At 66.4% G+C, this 21255-nt stretch carries 14 protein-coding genes; 4 read left to right on the plus strand and 10 right to left on the minus strand.

All coding sequences use genetic code 11. The annotated features are described in order from the left end of the window. Window positions 1–22: 22 nt before the first annotated feature. Window positions 23–2710: a GNAT family N-acetyltransferase gene (locus tag QWJ37_RS10370; RefSeq protein WP_227902204.1), complete on the minus strand. Its 2688-nt coding sequence runs from the start codon at window positions 2708–2710 to the stop codon at window positions 23–25. Between the two features lie 110 nt (window positions 2711–2820). Here QWJ37_RS10370 and QWJ37_RS10375 point away from each other — a divergent pair, with 110 nt between their 5' ends. After that, entirely contained in the window at window positions 2821–5331 is a 2511-nt protein-coding gene (locus QWJ37_RS10375; RefSeq protein WP_227902205.1) for a DNA topoisomerase IV subunit A, read from the plus strand. A gap of 76 nt (window positions 5332–5407) precedes the next feature. Here QWJ37_RS10375 and QWJ37_RS10380 read toward each other — a convergent pair whose 3' ends face one another. The 3 genes from QWJ37_RS10380 to QWJ37_RS10390 all read right to left on the minus strand — a co-directional run bounded on the left by QWJ37_RS10380 (window position 5408) and on the right by QWJ37_RS10390 (window position 8496). Beyond that, window positions 5408–7756 (minus strand): heavy metal translocating P-type ATPase, encoded by a 2349-nt coding sequence (locus tag QWJ37_RS10380; protein WP_290245229.1) that lies wholly within the window; start codon window positions 7754–7756, stop codon window positions 5408–5410. 81 nt (window positions 7757–7837) lie between these two features. Next, a complete protein-coding gene (locus tag QWJ37_RS10385; RefSeq protein ID WP_227902207.1) occupies window positions 7838–8062 on the minus strand; it encodes a heavy-metal-associated domain-containing protein in 225 nt (74 codons plus the stop codon). Between the two features lie 53 nt (window positions 8063–8115). After that, window positions 8116–8496 (minus strand): metal-sensitive transcriptional regulator, encoded by a 381-nt coding sequence (locus tag QWJ37_RS10390; protein ID WP_290245230.1) that lies wholly within the window; start codon window positions 8494–8496, stop codon window positions 8116–8118. Between the two features lie 118 nt (window positions 8497–8614). Between QWJ37_RS10390 and QWJ37_RS10395 the strand changes: the two genes are divergently transcribed. After that, entirely contained in the window at window positions 8615–9313 is a 699-nt protein-coding gene (locus tag QWJ37_RS10395; protein ID WP_290245231.1) for a metal-dependent transcriptional regulator, read from the plus strand. 6 nt (window positions 9314–9319) lie between these two features. Here the strand turns inward: QWJ37_RS10395 and QWJ37_RS10400 are convergent, their stop codons facing one another. The 4 genes from QWJ37_RS10400 to QWJ37_RS10415 all read right to left on the minus strand — a co-directional run bounded on the left by QWJ37_RS10400 (window position 9320) and on the right by QWJ37_RS10415 (window position 16482). Further along, the gene (locus QWJ37_RS10400; RefSeq protein WP_290245232.1) at window positions 9320–10312 is read right to left on the minus strand and encodes a GNAT family N-acetyltransferase; all 993 of its coding nucleotides are present in this window, start codon (window positions 10310–10312) and stop codon (window positions 9320–9322) included. A gap of 9 nt (window positions 10313–10321) precedes the next feature. Continuing rightward, entirely contained in the window at window positions 10322–13762 is a 3441-nt protein-coding gene (gene cydD / locus QWJ37_RS10405) for a thiol reductant ABC exporter subunit CydD (protein ID WP_290245233.1), read from the minus strand. Next, window positions 13759–14775: a cytochrome d ubiquinol oxidase subunit II gene (gene cydB / locus QWJ37_RS10410; RefSeq protein WP_227902211.1), complete on the minus strand. Its 1017-nt coding sequence runs from the start codon at window positions 14773–14775 to the stop codon at window positions 13759–13761. Before cydB ends, cydD begins: the two co-directional genes overlap by 4 nt. A 99-nt stretch (window positions 14776–14874) precedes the next feature. Then, complete coding sequence (locus QWJ37_RS10415) at window positions 14875–16482, minus strand: cytochrome ubiquinol oxidase subunit I (protein ID WP_227902212.1); 1608 nt, start codon at window positions 16480–16482, stop codon at window positions 14875–14877. 186 nt (window positions 16483–16668) lie between these two features. Here QWJ37_RS10415 and QWJ37_RS10420 point away from each other — a divergent pair, with 186 nt between their 5' ends. Together QWJ37_RS10420 and QWJ37_RS10425 are read left to right on the plus strand one after the other, a co-directional pair. Then, window positions 16669–17031, plus strand: a complete 363-nt coding sequence (locus tag QWJ37_RS10420) for a BlaI/MecI/CopY family transcriptional regulator (protein WP_227902213.1) — start codon at window positions 16669–16671, stop codon at window positions 17029–17031. A 7-nt stretch (window positions 17032–17038) separates the two neighbouring features. Beyond that, entirely contained in the window at window positions 17039–18022 is a 984-nt protein-coding gene (locus QWJ37_RS10425) for a M56 family metallopeptidase (RefSeq protein WP_227928014.1), read from the plus strand. A 24-nt stretch (window positions 18023–18046) separates the two neighbouring features. On the opposite strand, the gene bsh is transcribed toward QWJ37_RS10425, so the two are convergent. Both bsh and QWJ37_RS10435 read right to left on the minus strand, forming a co-directional pair. Beyond that, entirely contained in the window at window positions 18047–18994 is a 948-nt protein-coding gene (gene bsh / locus QWJ37_RS10430) for a choloylglycine hydrolase (RefSeq protein WP_227928015.1), read from the minus strand. Window positions 18995–19142: 148 nt separating this feature from the next. Next, the gene (locus tag QWJ37_RS10435; RefSeq protein WP_227902216.1) at window positions 19143–21254 is read right to left on the minus strand and encodes a DNA topoisomerase IV subunit B; all 2112 of its coding nucleotides are present in this window, start codon (window positions 21252–21254) and stop codon (window positions 19143–19145) included. Window position 21255 lies beyond the last annotated feature (1 nt).

The following is a 21255-nucleotide window of genomic DNA, read 5'->3' on the forward strand; positions in this document are numbered from 1 at the left end:
TGGCGCGCGGGCGGCGGGAAGATCAGTCCCGCATCGCCCGCCGTGCACTGTCGGCACGCCGCTGCGGGTGGCCCAGACGGATGTCGGCGCTGAGCACGGTGACCCCTTCGGCCGATACCAGCACCGGGTTGATTTCGATAAGCCCGATCTGCGCGTGCTCGTCCTTCAGCGCCGCTATCCGGGCAATCAGGTCCTCGAGCGCGGCAGTGTCGGCCACCGGCAGGCCCTGATAGCCAAAAAGTTTCACCGAGGCCCGCGGTGTCCGCACGAGATCGGAAATATCGCGGTCCGTCAGCGGCGGTACGGCGTGGGCCCAGTCATCCAGGAGGGAGGTGGCGTCTCCAGCCAGCCCGAAGGAGAGTACCGGTCCCAGCAGGGGATCCTCAATGGCGCGGATCAGGCAGCCCTGGCCGCTGGCTGCCATGGACTGCACTTCCATTTCGAAAGTGCCGTACCGCGCCAGGGCCTCCCGCATCTGCACGATGTTGGTCCGCAGTGCTTCCGGAGTGAAGATGTTCAGCCGCACTCCCCCCAGGTCCAGGCGGTGCCGCAGGTGTCCTTCGCGGGTCTTGACCACCACCGGCCAGCCGAGTTCTTCCGCCGCCTGCACGGCCTCATCCTCGGTAGTGAAACTTTTGGCAGGCAGTACGGAAATGCCGTAGAACTCCAGCAGCCGGGCTGTCTGGGCCTGATCCAGGCGGGTCAGCCGGTCCCCTTCCACCTGATCCATCAGCGAGTCGATATACGCGGCTGCTCCTTCGGTGTCCACGCCCTCCGGTTCCACGAAAGTACCGTGGTCACGGGCTGCCCACTCGGTGTAGCGGACCACCGAGGCCAGGGCACTGACCGCTGCCCCCGGGCTGCTGAAGCAGGGAAGGCCCTCCCCCGGCCCGGCGGTATCGGCGGCCAGGAGTCCTTCCACATGTGCGCGGGGATCCACGATCCCCGTGAACGCGGCAACAAGCGGCTTGCCGGTTGCCTGTACGCACTCGGCCAGCGCCGCGGCGATCGCCTCGGTGCCCAGCCCGGGGGCAGGCAGGACGGCGACGACGCCGGCGTCGACGTCATCGGCGGAGAGCACCTCGGTGACGGTCCGGCGCAGCTGCGGCAGCGCAACGCTCATGCCGGTGTCCAGCGCCAGTTCCGTTTCCAGCCGGGCAATGTCCAGGTCCATGCCGGTGCAGGCATCGGCCAGCACCCGGCCCAGGGCGACGGAGTTGCTGAAAACCGCTATCCGGCGTCCGCGCGGAAGCGGCTGGCTGACCGCTATCTGGGCCACATCGATCAGCTGCTCGTTGGTACTGACCCGGATAACGCCGGACTGGCGCAGCATCGCATCAAGTGCCCCCGGAGGTGCCTGCGTGGTCCGCACGGCGTGGCCCGGCGGCAGCTGCTGCCCGGTGACATCCGATTTGGCCACAATGACGGGTTTGGTGCGCGCCAGCCGCCGGGCCAGGCGTGAGAACTTACGCGGGTTGCCCACCGATTCCAGGTACATCGCCACCACGCGGGTATCGGCGTCGTCCTCCCAGTACTGCATGGCGTCGTTGCCGGATACGTCGGCACGGTTGCCGGCGGAGATGGTGGAGGAGAGCCCCAGCGCACGGCGCTGGGCGGTGGCGTAGAGGAGGACGCCGATGGCCGCCGACTGGCTGAAAAGCCCCAGGCCGCCGCGCCGGGGCAGGGCCGGCGCCATGGAGGCATTCAGCGAAACCTCCGGCCGGGTGTTGATCAGTCCCAGGGAGGCCGGACCCACCACGCGCATGCCGTGGGCGCGTGCCCGGCGCACCAGGGCGCGCTGCCGGGCCAGGCCCTCGGGCCCCTTCGGGCCGAAACCGGCGGTGACCACCAGCAACGCCTTGACGCCGGCCGCTGCGCATTCATCGGCCACTTCCAGGACCTGCTCGTACGGCACTGCGATGACGGCGAGCTGCACGGTTTCGGGGACTTCGGCAATCCGGCTGTAGGAAATCATCCCGGCGAGCTCGAACGCCTCGGGATTGATGGCATAGACGGATCCCTTGAAGCCGCCCTCAATAATGTGTTCCAGCAGCTGCTGGCCCACCGAGCCCCATTCCCGGCTGGCCCCGATGACCGCTATGGAGGACGGTGAGAGCAGGTCAGCAACGCTGCGGGCCTCGGCCCGGTGTTCGCGGGCCTCCATCACTGCCAGCGATTTCTCGGTGGGGTCAATGTTGAAGTCCAGGGCAATCACGCCATCGTCAAAGTGCCTGCTGACTTCATACCCGGCGTCGGCGAACACACCGATCATCTTTCGGTTCTCCGGCAGGACCTCGGCCGAGAACCGCCGGATGCCGTTTTCCCGGGCCGCGGCGGCGAGGTGTTCGAGCAGGATGGAGCCGAGCCCGCGGCCCTGGTGCTCGTCCGCTATGTTAAACGCCACCTCGGCCTCGGTGGGATCATCCAGGCGGTCATAGCGGCCAATGCCGATGATCTCGTCGCCGATGGTGATCACAAACGCCACCCGGTTGCGGTAGTCCACATTGGTGAAGCGCTCCAGCTCCTTGCTGCTGAGCTTAGCCTTGTAAGTGAAGAACCGGAGGTAGATGGAGCTTTGCGACTGCCGCATGTGGAACGCCTGGAGGGCATCTGCATCAGCCGGGGACACCGGCCGCAGATGGCCGGTTCCTCCGTCACGCAACACGACGTCCGCTTCCCAATATTCGGGGTAATGTCCCTGCTCCACCATAGACTCAGAGTAGTGGGCATTCTCCCCCACCGCATTTATCCCGCACCGCATGGTTTTGCGGCCGCATGGAAAACATCCACCCCCTACCACTGCAAGGATTCGACAACAGCATGGCCCGGCGCCAACCCGTCTCCAAGTCCGTACCCGGCGAAAAGATCGCCGAGAACATCATTGATATTGATGTCACCACCGAGATGGAAGGTTCCTTCCTCGAGTACGCCTATTCGGTGATCTATTCGCGTGCGCTGCCCGATGCACGTGACGGCCTCAAGCCCGTCCAGCGGCGCATCCTGTACATGATGTCGGACATGGGCCTGCGCCCGGACCGTGGCCATGTGAAGTCCGCGCGCGTGGTGGGCGAGGTCATGGGCAAGCTCCACCCGCACGGCGACACCGCCATTTATGACGCCATGGTGCGCATGGCGCAGGACTGGGCGCTGCGGCTCCCCCTCATCGACGGGCACGGCAACTTCGGCTCGCTCGACGACGGCCCGGCCGCCGCGCGGTACACCGAAGCCCGGCTGGCGGCTCCGGCCCTGACGCTGACGGATCACCTGGACGAAGACGTAGTGGACTTCGTGCCCAACTATGACAACCAGCTCCAGCAGCCCGAAGTCCTTCCGGCAGCGTTCCCGAACCTGCTCGTCAACGGCGCCACGGGTATTGCCGTGGGCATGGCCACGAACATGGCCCCGCACAACCTGGGCGAGGTCATTGCCGCCACCCAGCACCTCATTGCCAACCCGGACGCCGGGCTCGATGAGGTCATGCGCTTTATCCCCGGGCCCGACCTTCCTTCCGGCGGACGGATTGTCGGCCTGGACGGCATCCGGGATGCCTACGCCACCGGCCGCGGGTCGTTCAAGACACGGGCCAAGGTGGAAGTTGAACAGCTGACCGCCCGGCGCACCGGCCTGGTGGTCACCGAGCTGCCCTACATGGTGGGCCCGGAGAAGGTGATCGAAAAGATCAAGGATGCGGTCACGTCCAAGAAGCTGCAGGGCATCTCCGACATTGTGGACCTCACGGACCGTGCCCACGGACTCCGCCTGGTGATCGAGCTGAAGAACGGGTTCAACCCCAACGCCGTGCTGGCCCAGCTGTACAAGTTCACACCCATGGAGGATTCCTTCGGCATCAACAATGTGACCCTGGTGGACGGCCAGCCCCGGACCCTGGGCCTGGTGGAACTCCTGCAGGTCTACATTGCCCACCGGATCGGCGTGGTCCGGCGGCGCACCGCCTACCGGCTGGGCCGCAAAAAGGACCGCCTGCACCTGGTCGAGGGCCTGCTCATCGCGATCGTGGATATTGACGAGGTTATCCAGATCATCAGGTCCTCGGATGAAACCGCGCAGGCACGCGAACGGCTGATGGCCATCTATGACCTGACCGAGGTCCAGGCCAACCACATCCTGGAACTCCGCCTGCGCCAGCTGACCAAATACTCCCGGATCGAGCTGGAGAAGGAACAGGAGGAACTGCGCAGGGCCATCGAGGAGCTCGAGGCCATCCTGAACTCCGAAGAGCGCCTGCGCGCCCTGGTTTCCGATGAGCTGGGCGAGGTTGCCGCCAAGTACGCCACCCCGCGGCGTACCGTGCTGCTGGAATCCGAAGCCGCGTCCCCGCTGAAGGGCGCTGCGGTTGCCGCTGCTGCCGGCACCACGGGCAAGGGCGCCAAGGCGGTGCTGCCGCTGGAGATTCCGGATGACCCGTGCTGGGCCATCCTGACCACCTCCGGCCAGGTGGCCCGCACCTCGGACCAGGAGCCGCTGGTGGAGGGCGGCCAGCGTGTGCGCCACGATGTCTTCCGCTCCGTGGTGAAGACCACCGCCCGCGGCGAGATCGGTGCGCTCACCTCCTCGGGCCGAATGGTCCGGATCCAGGTACTGGACCTGCCCGCACTGCCGTCCACGGCCGGCCTGCCCAACCTGGCCGGCGGCGTGCCGGTGAAGGAATTCATGACCCTGGGCAAGGGCGAAAGCCTGATCGGCCTGGTACCGCTGAACGAGGTGGTGGCATTGGGAACCCGTAACGGCGTGGTGAAGCGGGTTAATCCCGATTATCCGCTCAACCGTGATGACTGGGAGGCCATTACGCTCAAGCCCAAGGACGAAGTGGTGGGAGCGGCGGTTGCCGCCAACGAAAATGACGAGCTGGTCTTCGTGACCCGTTCGGCCCAGCTGCTGCATTTCCCGGCTTCGGCGGTCCGCCCGCAGGGCCGGACGGCCGGCGGCGTGGCCGGCATCAAGCTTGCCGCCGATGATGCCGTGGTGTTCTTCGGCGTGGTGGCCGGCGAGGATCCAGACGCCGTCGTCGTTACCGTTTCCACCGCAGCTGAAACCCTGCCGGGAACACCCGGCGGATCGGTGAAGGTTACCCCGTTTGCGGAGTACCCCGCCAAGGGCAGGGCTACCGCCGGGGTCCGGGCGCACCGCTTCCTGAAGGGCGAAGACAGCCTCGCCGTGGCGTGGGCCGGGCACGGACCGGCCAAGGCGGCCGCCGCCAACGGCGTGGCCCGTGCGCTTCCCACCGAACACGGGCGCCGGGACGGTTCCGGTGTTCCGCTGGCCAATGCCGTGGACGCGGTGGGGCCCAGCCAGGGCGGGGCTGAAGGCTAAGCCCGGAAAGCGAAACGGCAGGCAGGCTCAGTGAGCCTGCCTGCCGTTCTTTGTGCCCGGCTGTACTGCGTCCGTCTTATTTGCCGAAGCTGCGCAGCCGAAGCGAGTTGGCAACCACCAGTACCGAACTTGCCGCCATGGCCGCGCCGGCAATCATGGGGTTCAGCAGCCCGAAGGCAGCTACCGGGATGCCCACCGCGTTGTAGAAGAAGGCCCAGAACAGGTTGGTCCTGATGGTCCGCAGCGTGCGGCGGGAGAGCTCAATGGCCGTCGCCACCTGGCCCAGGTCGCTGCCCATCACGGTCAGGTCCGCCGCTTCCATGGCTACGTCGGTACCCGAGCCCATGGCGATCCCGAGGTCGGCCTGGGCCAGGGCCGCGGCGTCGTTGACGCCGTCTCCGGCCATGGCCACGGTCCGGCCCTGTTCCTGGAAGCGCCGCACAGCGTCCACTTTGCCCTGCGGCCGGACGTCGGCCAGGACATCTTCGGCGGGAATGCCCACCTGTTCCGCCACATGGGCGGCCACTACGGCATTGTCGCCGGTGAGCAGCACCGGACGCAGGCCCAGGCTGCGGAACCGGGCAATGGCGGCAGCCGAGCCGTCCTTGACGGTGTCCTGCAGGCTGATGATCCCGGCTGCCCTGCCGTCCACTGCGACCAGTACGGCGGTGGACCCGGCCTCCTGTTCCCCGCGCAGCGCCGCATAGGCGGCATCGTCGAGGTCAATGCCGTTTTCATCCAGCCAGGCGGGCCGGCCCGCCACAATCCGGCGGCCGTCCACGCTGCCCCGCACTCCCCCTCCGGGTGCTGAGTCGAAGTCGGTGACCGGCGTCGTCCCCGGACCGGAGGATGCCGCTGCGGCGATGGCTCGGGCAATCGGGTGTTCGCCGGCGGCTTCCACGGAGCCCGCCAGGCGCAGGAGTCCGGCGTCGGTCAGCCCCTCCGGGGCGGTGTCCAAAAGGCTCAGCCGGGCCACGGACAGGGCACCGGTGGTGACGGTGCCGGTTTTATCCAGGACGATGGTGTCCACGGTGCGGGTATCTTCCAGGACCTGCGGGCCCTTGATCAGGATGCCCAGCTGGGCACCCCGCCCGGTTCCGGTCAGCAGCCCCACGGGTGTGGCCAGGCCCAGGGCGCACGGGCAGGCAATCACCAGAACGGCCACGGCAGCTGTAAAGGCTGCCTGCAGATCACCGGTGAACACCAGCCACAGCACAAAGGTCAGGACGGCAATGCCCAGGACCACCGGCACAAACACCGCACTGATCCGGTCCGCGAGGCGGGCAATCGGTGCCTTGCCGGACTGGGCTTCGCTGACAAGCCGGCCCATCTGCGCCAGCGTCGTCTCGCTGCCCACGCGGGTGGCCCGGACCAGGAGCCGGCCCGAGGTGTTGATGGTCGCCCCGGTCACCTGGCTGTCCACGTCCACTTCCACGGGCACCGATTCCCCGGTAATCAGAGAGGCGTCGACGGCCGAACGGCCTTCCACCACCACGCCGTCCGTGGGAATCTTCTCCCCCGGGCGGACCACAATCACGTCACCGACGGCGAGCTGATCCGCCGGTACGCGGATTTCCTCGCCGTTGCGCAGCACGGCCGCATCCCTGGCACCCAGGTTCAAGAGGGCTTTCAGCGCATCCGAGGCCTTGGTCTTGGCGTTGGCCTCCAGGTAGCGTCCCAGCAGGAGGAAGGTGACCACAACGGCGGCCACCTCAAAGTACAGGTGCGGTTCGGAGCCCATGCCGGGATCCGCGGTCAGGCCGGGATTCGCGATCAGCTCCCCTACCGAAAACAGGAACGACGCTGCCACGCCAATGGAGACGAGTGTGTCCATTGTGGAGGCAAGGTGCCGGGCGTTGATCGCTGCGGCCCGGTGGAAGGGCCAGGCGGACCAGGTCACCACGGGCAGGGCCAGCAAAGCAGCCACCCAGCCCCAGTGCGGGAACCCGAGCGCGGGCACCATGGAAATCAGCAGTACGGGAACACTGAGTACGGCGGCCAGAATGAGCCGGGGGCGCAGCGAGGCGGCCGTTCCGCCGTGGGCCATGTGGTCCGCGTGGTCTCCGCTGTTGTCAGCGGTATTGCCCGCGGCATCGTGAACATCCGGGGCTGCTTCGCTGCCGCCTTGCCCGGCTGTGGTGTGCGCGTGCTGATGGGCGGCCGACGCACCGCCGGGCCGCACCGGAAGCGCCTTGAGCCGGGCGGTATACCCGGCTGCGTTGACCGCGTCGAGGATCTGCTGGTCGGTTACGGTTTCCGGGACCGTCACCCGCGCGCTCTCCAGCGGCAGGTTGACCGACGCTTCAACACCCTCGATCTTCCCCAGCTTGCGTTCCACCCGTGCCACGCAGGACGCGCACGTCATGCCCTGGATATCCAGTTCCACTGCCCTGGTGTTGGAGTTCAGCAAATGCTGAGTGTCCATGATCCGTCCCTTCCTGGAAAATAAGCGCTCCTGCAACGGCAGGTGCGCAGGCCGCCCGCGTCCTTATCCGGCGACGGGCGCTCAGACTCCCGCGTCAACCACGGTGTAGCCCGCTTCGGCAACTGCTTCGCCGAACTCGGCCGGTGCAATGGCACGCTCCGAGGTGACGGTGGCTGTGGAGACGCCGCCGGCATTCAGGTCAACCTGCACGTCATCGACGCCGCTGATGGCTTTCAGTTCCTCGGTGACGGACGCCACGCAGTGGCCGCAGGTCATGCCGGAAATGTTCAGTGTGGTGGTTTCCATGTTTTTGCTTCTTTCCGTGGATTCGATCGCTGGTGGACTCTTGGGCGCCGGCGTCAGCGCAGGAGCCGGCCGATGGCGTCGGCTGCTTCCTGGACCTTTGCCTGGACGATTTCCGGGTTGCCGGTCCGCTCGGATTCCCGTGCGGCGCCGACAACGCAGTGTGACATGTGGTCCTGGACCAGCCCGAGGCTGACCGCATGCAGGGCCTTATTGATGGCAGCCACCTGGGTGAGGATGTCGATGCAGTACTTATCCTCCTCAACCATGCGGGCGATGCCGCGGACCTGGCCTTCGATCCGGCGCAGCCGGCGCAGGTAGGCATCTTTGTCCGAGGTGTAGCCGTGGGCGCTGCCCACGGGTCCTGCTTCCACGGATCCTGCGGCGGCGGGCCCGGTCACGGCAGCTTCGGCGAGGATGCTTGAGGTGTCGCCCATAATGATCTCCTTTTCGCTGGCCTGTTCCCCAACATATACCCCCAAGGGGTATCAATTCAAGTACCCCCAGGGGGTATCCCCGAACCACTTGTCGGGGCGGTCCCGTAAGGTGGTGGGCGTGGCACACGGCGAACTTTCAACAGCAACCCAGGACTACCTGAAGGTCATCTGGACCGCGCAGGAATGGACGGATGAGCCGCTGACGGTGTCCGCGCTGTCCCTGCACATGGGGTTTTCGCCGTCGTCGGTCTCCGAGGCGGTCAAGAAGCTGACCAAAAAGGGACTGCTGACGCATGCCCGCTACGGCTCCATTGCCCTCACGGACGCCGGCGAAAAGGCGGCCGTCGCCATGGTGCGCCGGCACCGCCTCATCGAAACGTTTCTGGTGGATTATCTCGGCTACGGCTGGGATGAGGTGCACGACGAAGCCGAGCACCTTGAGCATGCGGTCTCGGACAAGATGGTGGATGCCCTGGCCGACCGCCTGGGCAACCCTGTTCGGGATCCGCACGGGGATCCCATCCCTGCCCGGGACGGCAGGTTCCCGGTCCTTGATGCACTGCGGCTGAGCCGCTGCGAGCCGGGAACCCAGGGCACCGTGGCCCGCGTGTCGGATAACGAACCTGAACTGCTCCGGTACATCGCCGGACTCGGACTGCACCTGGACGCCGAACTCTCGGTGCTGAGCCGCCAGCCCTATGCGGGAACGCTAACTGTGGAAGCCGCTGGGCGGACACTGGATCTGGGCCTGCCCGCGGCGGAGGCCATTTGGATTCTGGCACCGGATGAGGCTGCCGGAAGCGCACCCGAAGCCTGACGCCCGCTAGAGGACGGTTTTGTCGAACACCACTTCGCGGTGCGTCGGCTGATATCCCAGGCTTTCGTATAGCCCCAGCGCCCCGGAGGGATTCTCGGTATCCACACCCAACCCGGCGTGCTCCATTCCGTCCTCCCGGAAGCGCCGCATGGCCTCGCGCAGCATCGCCGGCGCCAGTTTCCGTCCGCGCCAGTCCCGCCGCACGCCCAGGAGCATGGTGTACCCCTCGGTGTACCCGTGGATTTCCTTGCTTTCGGGGTCAAAACTGGCCAGCTGGTACGCCGCCACTTCGCCGGATCCGGTGTCCAGCACCGCGAAGCTCCACTGCGGACGGAACTCGGGGTGGCTGACGGTGAATCCCCAACGCTCCTTGTTGCGCGGTTCGCTGCCCCAATGATCCCGGAACGCCTCGTTGTGGGCGCGCCGGATGGCATCGGAGTTTTCCTCGCTGAAGGTAGCGAACTCCATGCCTTCGGGGAGCTCGGCGTCGGGAAGCCCGGCGTCCAGCGGACGGCTCATCTCGGTGAAGTACCGGACCACCTGTGCACCGGAGGACTCCAGGAGCGCCACCTGTGATGCGTTGGCTTCCTCGGCATAGGTCCGCAGCACGCCGTGCTTCCGGTGCTCGGTCAGCAGGCGCTCCCGCAGGCGGGATTCCTGCCAGCGGACAATGGCCGCGCCGATGCCCCGGCGACGCCACTGCGGATCCACTCCCCCGAAACCGGACCCGATCTCGGAGCCGGGGTTGAGCGCGATCCGACCGTAGGCGCGCGCCGTCCCGTCCCTGTCCAGGCCGATGAGCGTATCCCGGGCCGGATCCCCGGATGTGGTTTCCAAGGCCTGCTCCAGGTCCCTGCGGTCCTCCACCCAGCCGGGCTTGTCAGCGTCGGCCATTCTGCGGATCAACGCATACCAGGCGTCCACATCCTCGACGTCGATGGAGCGCCAGCGGAGACCTGTCTCCGGGCCGGGGAACACGGGCGGGGTGGGAGTCTGCATCCATCCACCCTAGGACAGATGCACCGGCTCCGCATCCAGCGTGACCTCCCGTTCGCACCAGGCAGCGTCCGCGCGGTTGTGCGTGACCACCACCACCGCCTTGCCCCGCAGCCCGGACTTCAGATCAGCCATCAGCTGTTCCCCGGCCTCGGCGTCAAGGTGCGCGGTGGGCTCGTCCAGCAGCACGACGTCGGCGGAGGCAAGGAGCGCCCGTGCCACGGCGAGCCGCTGGCGCTGGCCTCCGGAGAGGAAATGCCCGCCGGCCCCGATGGGGGTATCCAGCCCGTCCGGCAGGGTCTCGAACAGCGGCCCCAGACCCACCGCCTGGAGAGCCCCGATCATTTCCGCCTCCGACGGAGCCAGCGTCCGGTCCCGGGCAAGGAGCAGATTCCCGCGCAGGGTCGAGTCGAACAGATGAGCCTCCTGCGGGCACCAGGCCATTCGCCGGGCCGCGGGCGGCATCGACTGCGCCGGCGTCCCATTGATCAGGTAGGACCCGCTTCGCGGTGTCAGGAACCCCAGCAGCACACCCAACAGGGTGGATTTGCCGCTGCCGGAGGGTCCGGTCACTGCTACCCACTCCCCGGCGGACACTGAGAGGCTGACACCGGACAGGACATCTGCGGCTGCATCCGGGTAGCGGTAGCGGATGTCCTTCAGCTGGAGCCTCGTCACCGTGCCGGGCTCCGCGGCCAACACATCCGCCGGGACGCCGTCGTCGACCTCGTCGGTGCCCAGATCCGGCAGGACCTTGTCGCCCAGCGTGCGCCAGGCGGCGAACTGCTGGATGGAACCGTTGACGGCAATAAACGGCTCGATCAGCGCCAGCTGCATCAGCACGACGACGGCGGCAACGGTCGCGGGGTGCTCCCGGGCGGCGCCAATCATGTACAGCGCGCTGAGGGAGCAGGCCAGGGCGGTCAGTGCGTTGGCCAGGCCCTGCGCCCAGGCGCTCCGGCGGACCGCCTGGCCAGCCGCGGCTTCCAGCCGTTGCTGCCGGGCAAGGACCGGGGCGGTGCTGGAGTTGGCTTCCAGGTCCCGTGCCGCCGCAAGCAGCCGGGCCATCGCGGACATGGACCGGGCCTGCAGGTTCACCGTAGCGGCCCGCGCCGCCCGGTCAGCCAGCAGCGCGAGCAGCGGTGCCACTACCAGGCCCACCAGGCACAGGGCCGCCTGAACAGCCAGCCCCTCGGGAACCAGCAGCCAGGTTGCCAGGCATGCAGCAAGGGCGGTCAGGAAACCGGTCAGCGGGGCAAAAACCACCCGCGGCGCAATATCGCGCAGCTCATCAACATCACCCACCAGCCGTTCGAGGGCACCTGACCCGCGGGCAACACGGCGCCAGCCCTCCGGGCGCTGAAGCAGCCCGTTCCAGAGCCGGACGCGCAATTCATTGGTGGCCCGGAAAACCGCGTCATGCAGGCTCAGCCGCTCGAGATAACGGAGCAGAGCCCGGCCGATCCCAAAGAAGCGGACGCCCACAATGGCGGTCAACAGGTACAGGATGGGCGGCTGCTCGCTGGCCCGGACAATCAGCCACCCGGACAGGGCAGTGAGGGTCACGGCGAATAGGGTTGCCCCGGTACCCAGCACCAGGGCCAGCAGGAACTGCCGGCTCCAGGGACGCAACACCAGCAGGTTCTTCCACAGCGGCTGGTGAACAGGCGCGCCCTCGGCAGCGGAGTCTGCTGCGGAGTCTGCTGCGGAGTCTGCTGCGGAGCGCAGCCGGCCTACGGGGGCCGGAGCCTGGGGCGCGGCCTGGCCTGAGGGGACAGCAGACAGTGCGGGGTCTGCGTATCCGGGGTCTGCGTATCCGGGGGCAGGCCGCCGGGCGGCCGGACCGCCGGCAGCCGGAGAGACCGGGATGACCGTCTGCGCAATGGCGGCGGTTTCGGCGTCGTGAGCCACCAGCAGCACTGTCGCCTGTCCGCGCAGCCCCGCCAGGGCGGTACGGACAGCGGCTGCACTGCCGGCATCCAGGTGCGCCGTCGGCTCGTCCGCGAGCAGCACGTGCACACCGGGGCAGCCGTGGATCCTGGCGAGGGCGCGGGCCACCGCCACGCGCCGCTGTTCGCCCGGACTCAGGTCCGCAGTGGCGGCATCGACCAGATGTGCGGCGCCAATCAGTTCCAGGGCGGAGAGCGCTGCGGCCCGGCCGGTCCAGTCGGGATCCGACGCGGTCCCCGGCACACCGGCATACAGCGCTATCTCCTCGGCGACGGTGTCTTCCACCAGTACCGGATGCTGCGGGATCCAGGCCAGCGATGGCCGGTCCACGCCGTGCACCGTGCCGGTAATGCGGGTGTCCCCACCGTCCCGGCGCAGGCCCGCCAGTACTTCCAGCACCGAGGTTTTGCCGGATCCGCTCGGACCGGTAAGCGCTGCAATGCTGCCTGCGGGCACGGTAAAGCTGAGAGAGTCCACGGCCGGGTGCGGCCGGCCGGCATAGCTGATGGACAGGTCGCGGACTTCGAACGGGCCCGGGGCCGTCTCCGCTCCGCCGATCAGCGGCCGGGCAGCCGGTGCCTTCAGCACGGCGTTGGTACGGTTCAGCGCTTCCAGTCCGTCTTCGCTGGAATGGTGCGCGGTACCCAGATCGCGCAGCGGCTGGTAGCACTCGGGAGCCAGGATCAGGGCCAGCAGGCCCACTTCCAGCGGCATGCCTCCGTGCACAAGCCGGACGCCGATGAACACGGCCACGAGCGCCACCGAAATGGTGGCAATGAGTTCCAGTGCCAGGGAGGACATAAAGGCCACCCGCAGGGTTGCCAGCGTGGTGGTGCGGTAACGGTCGGCGACGTCGCGCAGGGCGCGGGTCTGGGCCTTGGCCCGGCCCAGTCCCACCAGCACGGGCAGGCCCTTGGCCAGTTCCAGCATGTTGTCGGAGAGCCGGTTCAGGGCGTCCACTGCGGTGGCAGTCTTATCCTCCGTGTGCAGGCCGATGAGGATCATGAACACCGGGATGAGGGGGACGGTGAGCACAATGATGAGGGCGCTGACCCAGTCCGCGGACAGGATGCGGATGCCCACCAGCAGGGGCACGACGGCGCAGGTCACCAGGGCGGGCAGGTACTTGGAGTAGTAGTTGTCCAGCCCGTCGAGCCCCCGGGTGAGCAGCACGCTCAGTGCCCCGCTGCCCATTCCCGGTACGGAACCGCCGTCGGCCAGGACCCGGGCGGACAGCTGTCCGCGCAGTTCGTCCTTGACTCCGGCTGCCGCGCGCTGGGCCACGGTGTCCTGGCCCCAGACTGCGAGGGAGCGCAGGACGGCACCGGCGGCGCCCAGGACCAGCATGCGGTTCCAATCGGATCCATCTGCGGCCAGGCCGGCAATTCCTCCGGCGACGGCGTCTGCCAGCAGTACCAGCCCCGCCGCTTTGAGCGCGGCGAGCAGTCCGAGGAGATACAGCGCCCGTTTGCTGGTGGCGCTGACCGGTAGAACCGGCTTCACTGGGCGTTAAACGAGTGGGGGGCGGGGATGGACTCGGCGGTGACGCGCTTCCGGAAGACCCAGTAGGTCCAGCCCTGGTAGAGCACTACAACCGGCAGGCCGAACAGGGCCACCCAGCTCATGACCTTCAGGGCGTACGGGGATGCCGAGGCGTTCTCCACCGTCAGGTTCCATGCGGCGTCCAGGGTGGAGGGCAGCACCACCGGGTACATGGACGCGAAGATGGTAACCGCGCCGGCCACCAGGAAGAGGGCCAGGCTGACGAAGGTTGCCCCGTCCTTGCCCCGGCGGGCAAAGATCCAGGCCAGGAGCGCACCCACCACGGCAACGACGAGGAGCGGCAGGGTTGCCACCTTGGCATTCATGAACTGGACAATGATGGCCCAGGCGGCCAGCGGGAGGATGCCCAGGGGCAGCCAGCGAAGCACTGCCCTGCGGGCGCGGTCGCGGATCTCGCCGTCGGTCTTCAGCATCAGGAAGGCGCAGGCATGTACGAGGCAGAACGCCACCACGGCGACGCCGCCGAGGACGGCATACGGCGTCAGCCAGGCGAAGGCCCCGCCTACGCGGTCACCGTTTTCATTCAGCGGCAGGCCGGTAGTGGTCAGGCCCAGGGCCGCGCCAACACCAAAGGCGGCAACGAGGGAGCCCAGTGCCAGGCCCCAGTCCCAGCGGTTCCGCCAGGAGTCGCTGTCATGCTTGCCGCGGTACTCGATGGATACCGCGCGGAAGATCAGTCCCATCAGCACCAGGACCAGCGGAATGTACAGCGCCGAAAACAGGGAGGCATACCACATGGGGAAGGCGGCAAAGGTCATGGCGCCAACGGTGATCAGCCATACCTCGTTGCCGTCCCACACGGGTCCGATGGTGTTGAGCAGGACCCGGCGCTCTTTCTCATTGCGGGCCATCAATTTCATGAGCATGCCCACGCCCAGGTCGAATCCCTCGAGGAAGAGGTATCCGATCCACAGAAAGGCGATCACTATGAACCAGAACAACGGTAGCGACATTACTTCAGAGCTCCAGAAATGCCGGCAGCCGGCAGGGTCGGGGTGTTATCCGGCAGCGGCCCGCAGGCCGCTGCCGGGAAGGTCCGGGTGAGGCGGGTGTCAATAGGCGAAGTCGAGGACATCGTCCTTCTTCTTTCCGGGGCCGCCGTCGGGATCGCCGCCGGCCGAGTCCAGGCCGCCGCTGCTGCCCTCGTCGTCGTCACCGTGCAGCAGGCCCGGCATGGCTGCGGGAACGCCGCCGCGCACGAACTTGAAGAGCAGGCGCACCTCCACGATCAGCAGTGCCAGGTACACCAGGGTGAAGGCGCTGACGGAGAAGAGCAGCTCGCCGATGTTTACGCCCGGTGAGACCGCAGCTGCGGTGAACATAAAGACGCCGTCCACTCCGGTGGGGTTCGGTGCCACCACAAACGGCTGGCGGCCCATTTCGGTGAAGATCCAGCCGGCGGAGTTGGCGCCGAAAGGTGCCAGGATGCCGAAGACGGCCAGCCGCATGAGCCACTTGGATTCGGGCACGGTGCCCTTGCGGACCACCCAGAGGGCGAAGGCGGCGGCGACAGCTGCGATTCCGCCGAACCCGATCATGATGCGGAAGCCCCAGTAGGTCACAGCAAAGTTCGGGGTGTAGTCGATTTCGGCGCCGGCGTTGGTGCCGTACATTTCATCGTCCGGCAGATGGGTGCCGTAGGCGTCCGCGTACTCCTCCAGAAGGGTGTTCACGCCGCGGATTTCGGTGTCGAAATCTCCGTTGGCAAGGAAGGAAAGCATGCCCGGGATTTCGATCAGCGTGTCCACGTCTTCGCAGTTCACGGCGCCGGGGTCGCCGATGGACAGGACGGAGAATCCGGTGCCGTCATGGCAGGCGGCTTCAGCGGCAGCCATCTTCATCGGCTGCTGTTCAAACATCAGCTTGCCCTGCAGGTCACCGCTGACGGCGACGCCGGCGAAGGCCACTACGGCGACGGCGGCACCAATGCGCAGGGAACGCAGCCAGACAGCGTGGTCGGTCTTGTCACGGCCGGTTTCGGGGCGCTCCCCCACCACCACGTAGCCGCGGTCATCCACGGTGTCGATGCCGTCGCGGCGCCGCTTCCAGAGGTGGTACCAGGCGATGCCGAGCAGGAACCCGCCCGCGACGGCGAACGCGCCGAAGATGGTGTGGGGGAAGGCAACCAGCAGGGTGTTGTTCGTCAGGACAGCCCAGATGTCATTCATGACCGGACGGCCGTCCACCATCTCCACGCCCACGGGGTGCTGCATCCAGGAGTTCGCGGCCAGGATGAAGTAGGCCGAGAGCATCGAGGCCAGGGTGGTGATCCAGATGGTGGCCAGGTGAACCTTCTTCGGCAGCCGTTTCCAGCCGAAGATCCACAGCCCCAGGAACACCGACTCAGTGAAGAAGGCCAGCAGGGATTCCAGTGCCAGGGGGGCACCGAACACGTCGCCGACGAACCGGCTGTACTCGCTCCAGGCCATACCGAACTGGAATTCCTGCACGAGCCCGGTAGCCAGGCCGAGGATGAAGTTGATGAGGAAGAGCTTGCCCCAGAACTTCGTCATCCTGAGGTATTCCTCTTTACCCGTACGCACCCAGGCGGTCTGCAACGCTGCCACGACCAGGCCCAGGCCAATAGTGAGCGGCACCATGAGGAAGTGGTAAACGGTGGTGATGCCGAACTGCCACCGGGCAATATCCAGTGCTTCCACGCTATCTCGTCCTTCAATAGAGCTATGACTTCTACAGGACGTAGAAGACTGACTTCTACAAAGCGTAGAACAACTCTGACAAGATTTCTACGTGATGTAGAACCAACGGCGCAAACACGGTACATTAGTAAGTCTGGACCCGGAATGCCGGGGTCCACAGGGGTCTCGAAAAAAAGAAGGACAGACATGGCTACGCTCGGTGAACTGGAACGGGCAATGATGGACCTGCTTTGGGAATCAGCCGAGGCAGCATCCGCCAATGAACTTCGCGAGCTGCTTGCCCGGCGCGAAGAAACGGACAGCAAGGGCCTGGCAGTCACCACAGTGCTGACCGTGCTTTCGCGGCTGGAGAAGAAAGGGCTCGTTGAGCGTGAACGGGACACCCGCCCGCACCGCTACCGGGCAGTGACAACACGTGCCGAACATACGGCGGAACTGATGCATGAGGCACTGGGAACCGCGAATGACCGCGAGGCCGTGCTGGCACGGTTTGTCGGCTCCGTCTCCGAGACCGAGGCAGAGATGCTGCGCAGGCTGCTGGGCGCCTGAGCACCGGGTGTTCTGGACCTCGTACGCGCTGGCCGCGCTGGCATTGCTGCTGGCCTGGCCCGTGCCGGTTCTGCTCTCGCGGGCCAAGTGGCCTGCCCGCTCGCCGTTCACTGCCATGGTCCTATGGCAGGCAATAGCCCTCGCCGGCGGACTGTCCATGATCGGCGCCATGCTGACCTGGGGGCTGGAGCCCCTCGGTGACAACCTGATCGACGGCCTGCAGGGCCTGTGGCACATCCTGGTGGACCGCGCTCCGGCAAGCACGCTGGGACTGGTCCATGTTTTTGCCCTCAGCGCTGCCGCCCTGCTCAGCGTGCACCTGGTGTTCACCCTGTGGCTTACCTACTACCGCATCCTGCGCGGCCGCCGGCGTCACCGCGACATGCTGAACCTGCTCAGCTCTCCTTCCGCGGACACGCCCGCCACCCTTGTTATCCAGCATCCGACGCCGGTGGCGTACTGCCTTCCCGGCGGCGCACGCTCCGTAACCGTCCTGTCTGACGGACTGCTGAACATGCTCTCCCCGCAGGAGCTCTCCGCCGTATTGACACACGAGCGGGCACACCTGGTCCAGCACCACCATCTGCTGTTGTGGGCCTTTGCGGCCTGGCGTGCCGCGCTGCCCTGGCTGCCGACTTCCCTGCTGGCCCAGCGCTCGGTCAACGAACTCATCGAGATGCTCGCGGATGACCAGGCGCTGCAGCAGGTGGACCGGGAGGTCCTGGTTCGTGCCGTGGCTATTGTCGGATCCGGGACACAGCCTTCGGACGCCTCGTCGGGAAACCCGGAGCACCGGGTTCCCGCGGAGTCTCCCATGCCGCTCGGCGGCCCGGACAACCTTGAGCCACTGAGTACCGCCGGACGGCTCAGCCGGCTGTTGACCCCGCGGCCTCCGCTTCCTTACTACCTCCGCGTGGGCATCCTCGTGCTCGCCATCCTCCTGCTCGCCGTGCCGACCACCCTGCTGGTCGCTCCGGGCCTGCTGGACTAACCCCACCGGGATCCGGCCGAACGGTTAGACGATCACCAGGTCCGTTCCCTGGGCCTTGTGGTCGGCCATGGCCACGCTCTGGATCGCCGGATCGTCGTAGGTGTTCCAGTAGTAGGTCATGGTCCGGGATGAGAAGAGACCGGTGTACGTGGTCTTCTCGAATTCCCCGGAACCCATGGCCGCGCTTCCTTCCACCATCGCGACCTGCTGCAGGGTGTGGAACGCGCGGCTGACGTTCTCCTCCTCGGTGGTCTTCTGCGGGTAATGTGCGTTGACGTAGGCGGCACGCACAAACCGGGACGGCGAGTAGTAGTCACCCGGGATACCCCGCATGAGCGAGCCGGACCCAAACGGCGCCAGATGCGCCTGATTGAGCACCACCTCTTCCGGGAAGTCGGGAGACGCGTTGAGGTAATTGCGGAGGTTCTCGTGGTGCCAGTTGAAACCGGGCTGGTTTGCCAGGACGTCGACGTCGTCATGGAAGACCTGCATGCCCTCGCTCGTGTATTCGACAACAATGGCGCGGTCCTTATCGGCAATCAGCCAGTGCAGCAGAGAACTCGGATACTTGTCATTGATCGGCCTGTCGACAATCGCGACGTTCTGCAGCGCGGCTTCAACCTCGTCTACGGTGGTGAACTGCGAGGCAACCCAGAGCGGGAACTCAAACGCCGCAACATTCGTCGCACCCTCAACCGGCCCCGGCGCGTACTGCGCATACCCCGGGAAATTAAGGCCGCCGACGGCGAGGCCTGCGTCATTGCCGCAGTCGAAGTAGAGCGGTGTGTCCTCCTGCACGATGCCCATCCCCATGACGGCGTGCCGGATTTGCGGTACAGCCCCAAACGGCGACTTCGTGGCATACCCGGTGGGCGTCAGCACCACCTGCTCCCCGAAGTCGCTGGTCCAATCAAGGTTGCGTGCGAAATAGAGGTGGCCGCTACCGTCTGTAAACCTGATGCCTGTGCACATATTTGACGCTTCCTAGTCTGCAGGACTCCGAAGGATTCCGGCCCGCCCAGCGGGCCCCCGTTCCTGCCTTACCAGTGTGAGGCCCGGGCCGGCGTTTAGGCAGTACCTGCGGCCAACCCGGCCCCGGAAGCGGCAATCAATGCACCGGCTACGCGTCAATCCTGTCGCGGTCCAGCATGGAGGCACCGGCGATGATGAAATCCTTGCGCGGTGCCACATCACTGCCCATCAGCAGTTCGAATGCCTGCTCGGCCGCGGCCGCCTCGGCGATCCGCACCCTTCGCAGGGTACGGTGCCGCGGATCCATGGTGGTCTCAGCCAGCTGCCCCGCGTCCATTTCACCCAGGCCCTTGTAGCGCTGGATGGGCTCCTTGTAGCGCTTCCCTTCCTTTTCCAGGCGGGTGAGCACCTCGTGCAGTTCTTTTTCGCTGTAGGTGTAGACCATCTCATTGCTCTTGCTGCCGGGGTTGATGACCTCCACGCGGTGCAGGGGCGGCACGGCGGCATATACCCTGCCTGCGTCCACCAGGGGCCGCATGTAGCGGAAGAAGAGCGTAAGCAGCAGGGTGCGGATGTGCGCCCCGTCCACGTCGGCGTCGGTCATAAAGATGACCTTCCCGTAGCGCGCGGCGTCGAGCTGGAAGCTGCGGCCCGAGCCCGCACCCACCACCTGGATCAGGGCGGCGCACTCCGCGTTGTTGAGCATGTCCGCCACGGAGGCTTTCTGCACGTTCAGGATTTTGCCCCGGATCGGCAGCAGCGCCTGGTAATCCGAGGACCGGGCCAGCTTGGCCGTTCCGAGGGCACTGTCGCCCTCCACGATGAAGAGCTCCGAGCGTTCCTGGTCATCGATCCGGCAGTCCGCAAGCTTGGCGGGCATGGTGGAGGTTTCCAGGGCGTTCTTCCGCCGCTGGGTTTCCTTGTGGACCCGGGCGGAGATCCGGGACTTCATCTCCGCCACCACCTTTTCCAGCAGCTGGGAGGACTGTGCCTTATCCGCCCGTGCGGTGGAATTGAGCCGGGCGGTGATCTCCTTCTCCACCACCTTGCTCACAATGGCACGTACGGCCGAGGTGCCCAGGATTTCCTTCGTCTGGCCCTCGAACTGCGGCTCGGCCAGACGCACGGTAAGCACGGCGGTCAGGCCTGCGAACACGTCGTCCTTTTCGATCTTGTCATTGCCGGCCTTCAGCTTGCGGGCGTTGGCTTCGATGACTTTTCGGAAGGTTTTGAGCAGTCCCTGCTCGAAACCGGTCTGGTGTGTGCCGCCCTTGGGCGTGGCAATGATGTTGACGAAGGAACGGATGCTGGTCTCATAGCCGATCCCCCAGCGAAGCGCGATGTCCACCTCGCATTCGCGCTCAATCTCGGTGATCCGGCTGTTGCCCGTTTCGTCCAGGACCGGCACGGATTCCTTGAACTTACCCGAGCCGTGCAGGCGCCAGATGTCGGTGACAGGGGCGTCAGCGGCGAGGTATTCCACGAACTCGGTAATGCCGCCGTCGTGGTGGAAAACCTCCTCCACGGGACCGTTTTCTCCGGGTGTGCCTGGCAGCCGGCGCTCGTCCCGCAGGGTGATGCGCAGACCGGGGATAAGGAATGCCGTCTGGCGTGCCCGGGCCTGCAGCTCGGTATAGGAGAATTTGGCATCCGGGGTGAAGATCTGGCGGTCCGCCCAGTAGCGGATGCGCGTGCCGGTCACGCCGCGTTTGGCTTTGCCGACCACTTCCAGCCGTGAGCTGTCCAGGAACGGGGAGAACTTGGCGTCCGGCCCCGGCTTCTTTCCCGCGTCTGCAAAGTGGCCCGGTTCCCCCCGCCGGAAGGTCATTTGGTAGGTCTTCCCCGCCCGGTCCACTTGGACGTCAAGACGGGAGGACAGCGCGTTGACCACGCTGGCACCCACACCGTGCAGACCGCCGGAGGCGGCGTAGGACCCGCCGCCGAACTTGCCGCCGGCATGCAGCTTGGTGAACACCACTTCGACGCCGGAGAGCCCGGTTTTCGGTTCAATGTCCACGGGGATGCCGCGGCCGTCGTCGTGGATCTCCACGGAGCCGTCAGGGTGCAGGATGATCTTGATGCTCTGGCCGTACCCGGCCAGCGCCTCGTCCACGGAGTTGTCGATGATTTCCCAAAGGCAATGCATCAGCCCCCGGGAATCGGTGGAGCCGATGTACATGCCCGGACGTTTGCGGACGGCTTCCAGTCCTTCCAGGACGGACAGGTGCCGGGCGGTGTAGTTCGAGCTTGGGGGCGCCACG

Origin of the sequence: Arthrobacter sp. YD2, assembly GCF_030410475.1 — a bacterium.
GTDB lineage: Bacteria > Actinomycetota > Actinomycetes > Actinomycetales > Micrococcaceae > Arthrobacter_B > Arthrobacter_B zhangbolii.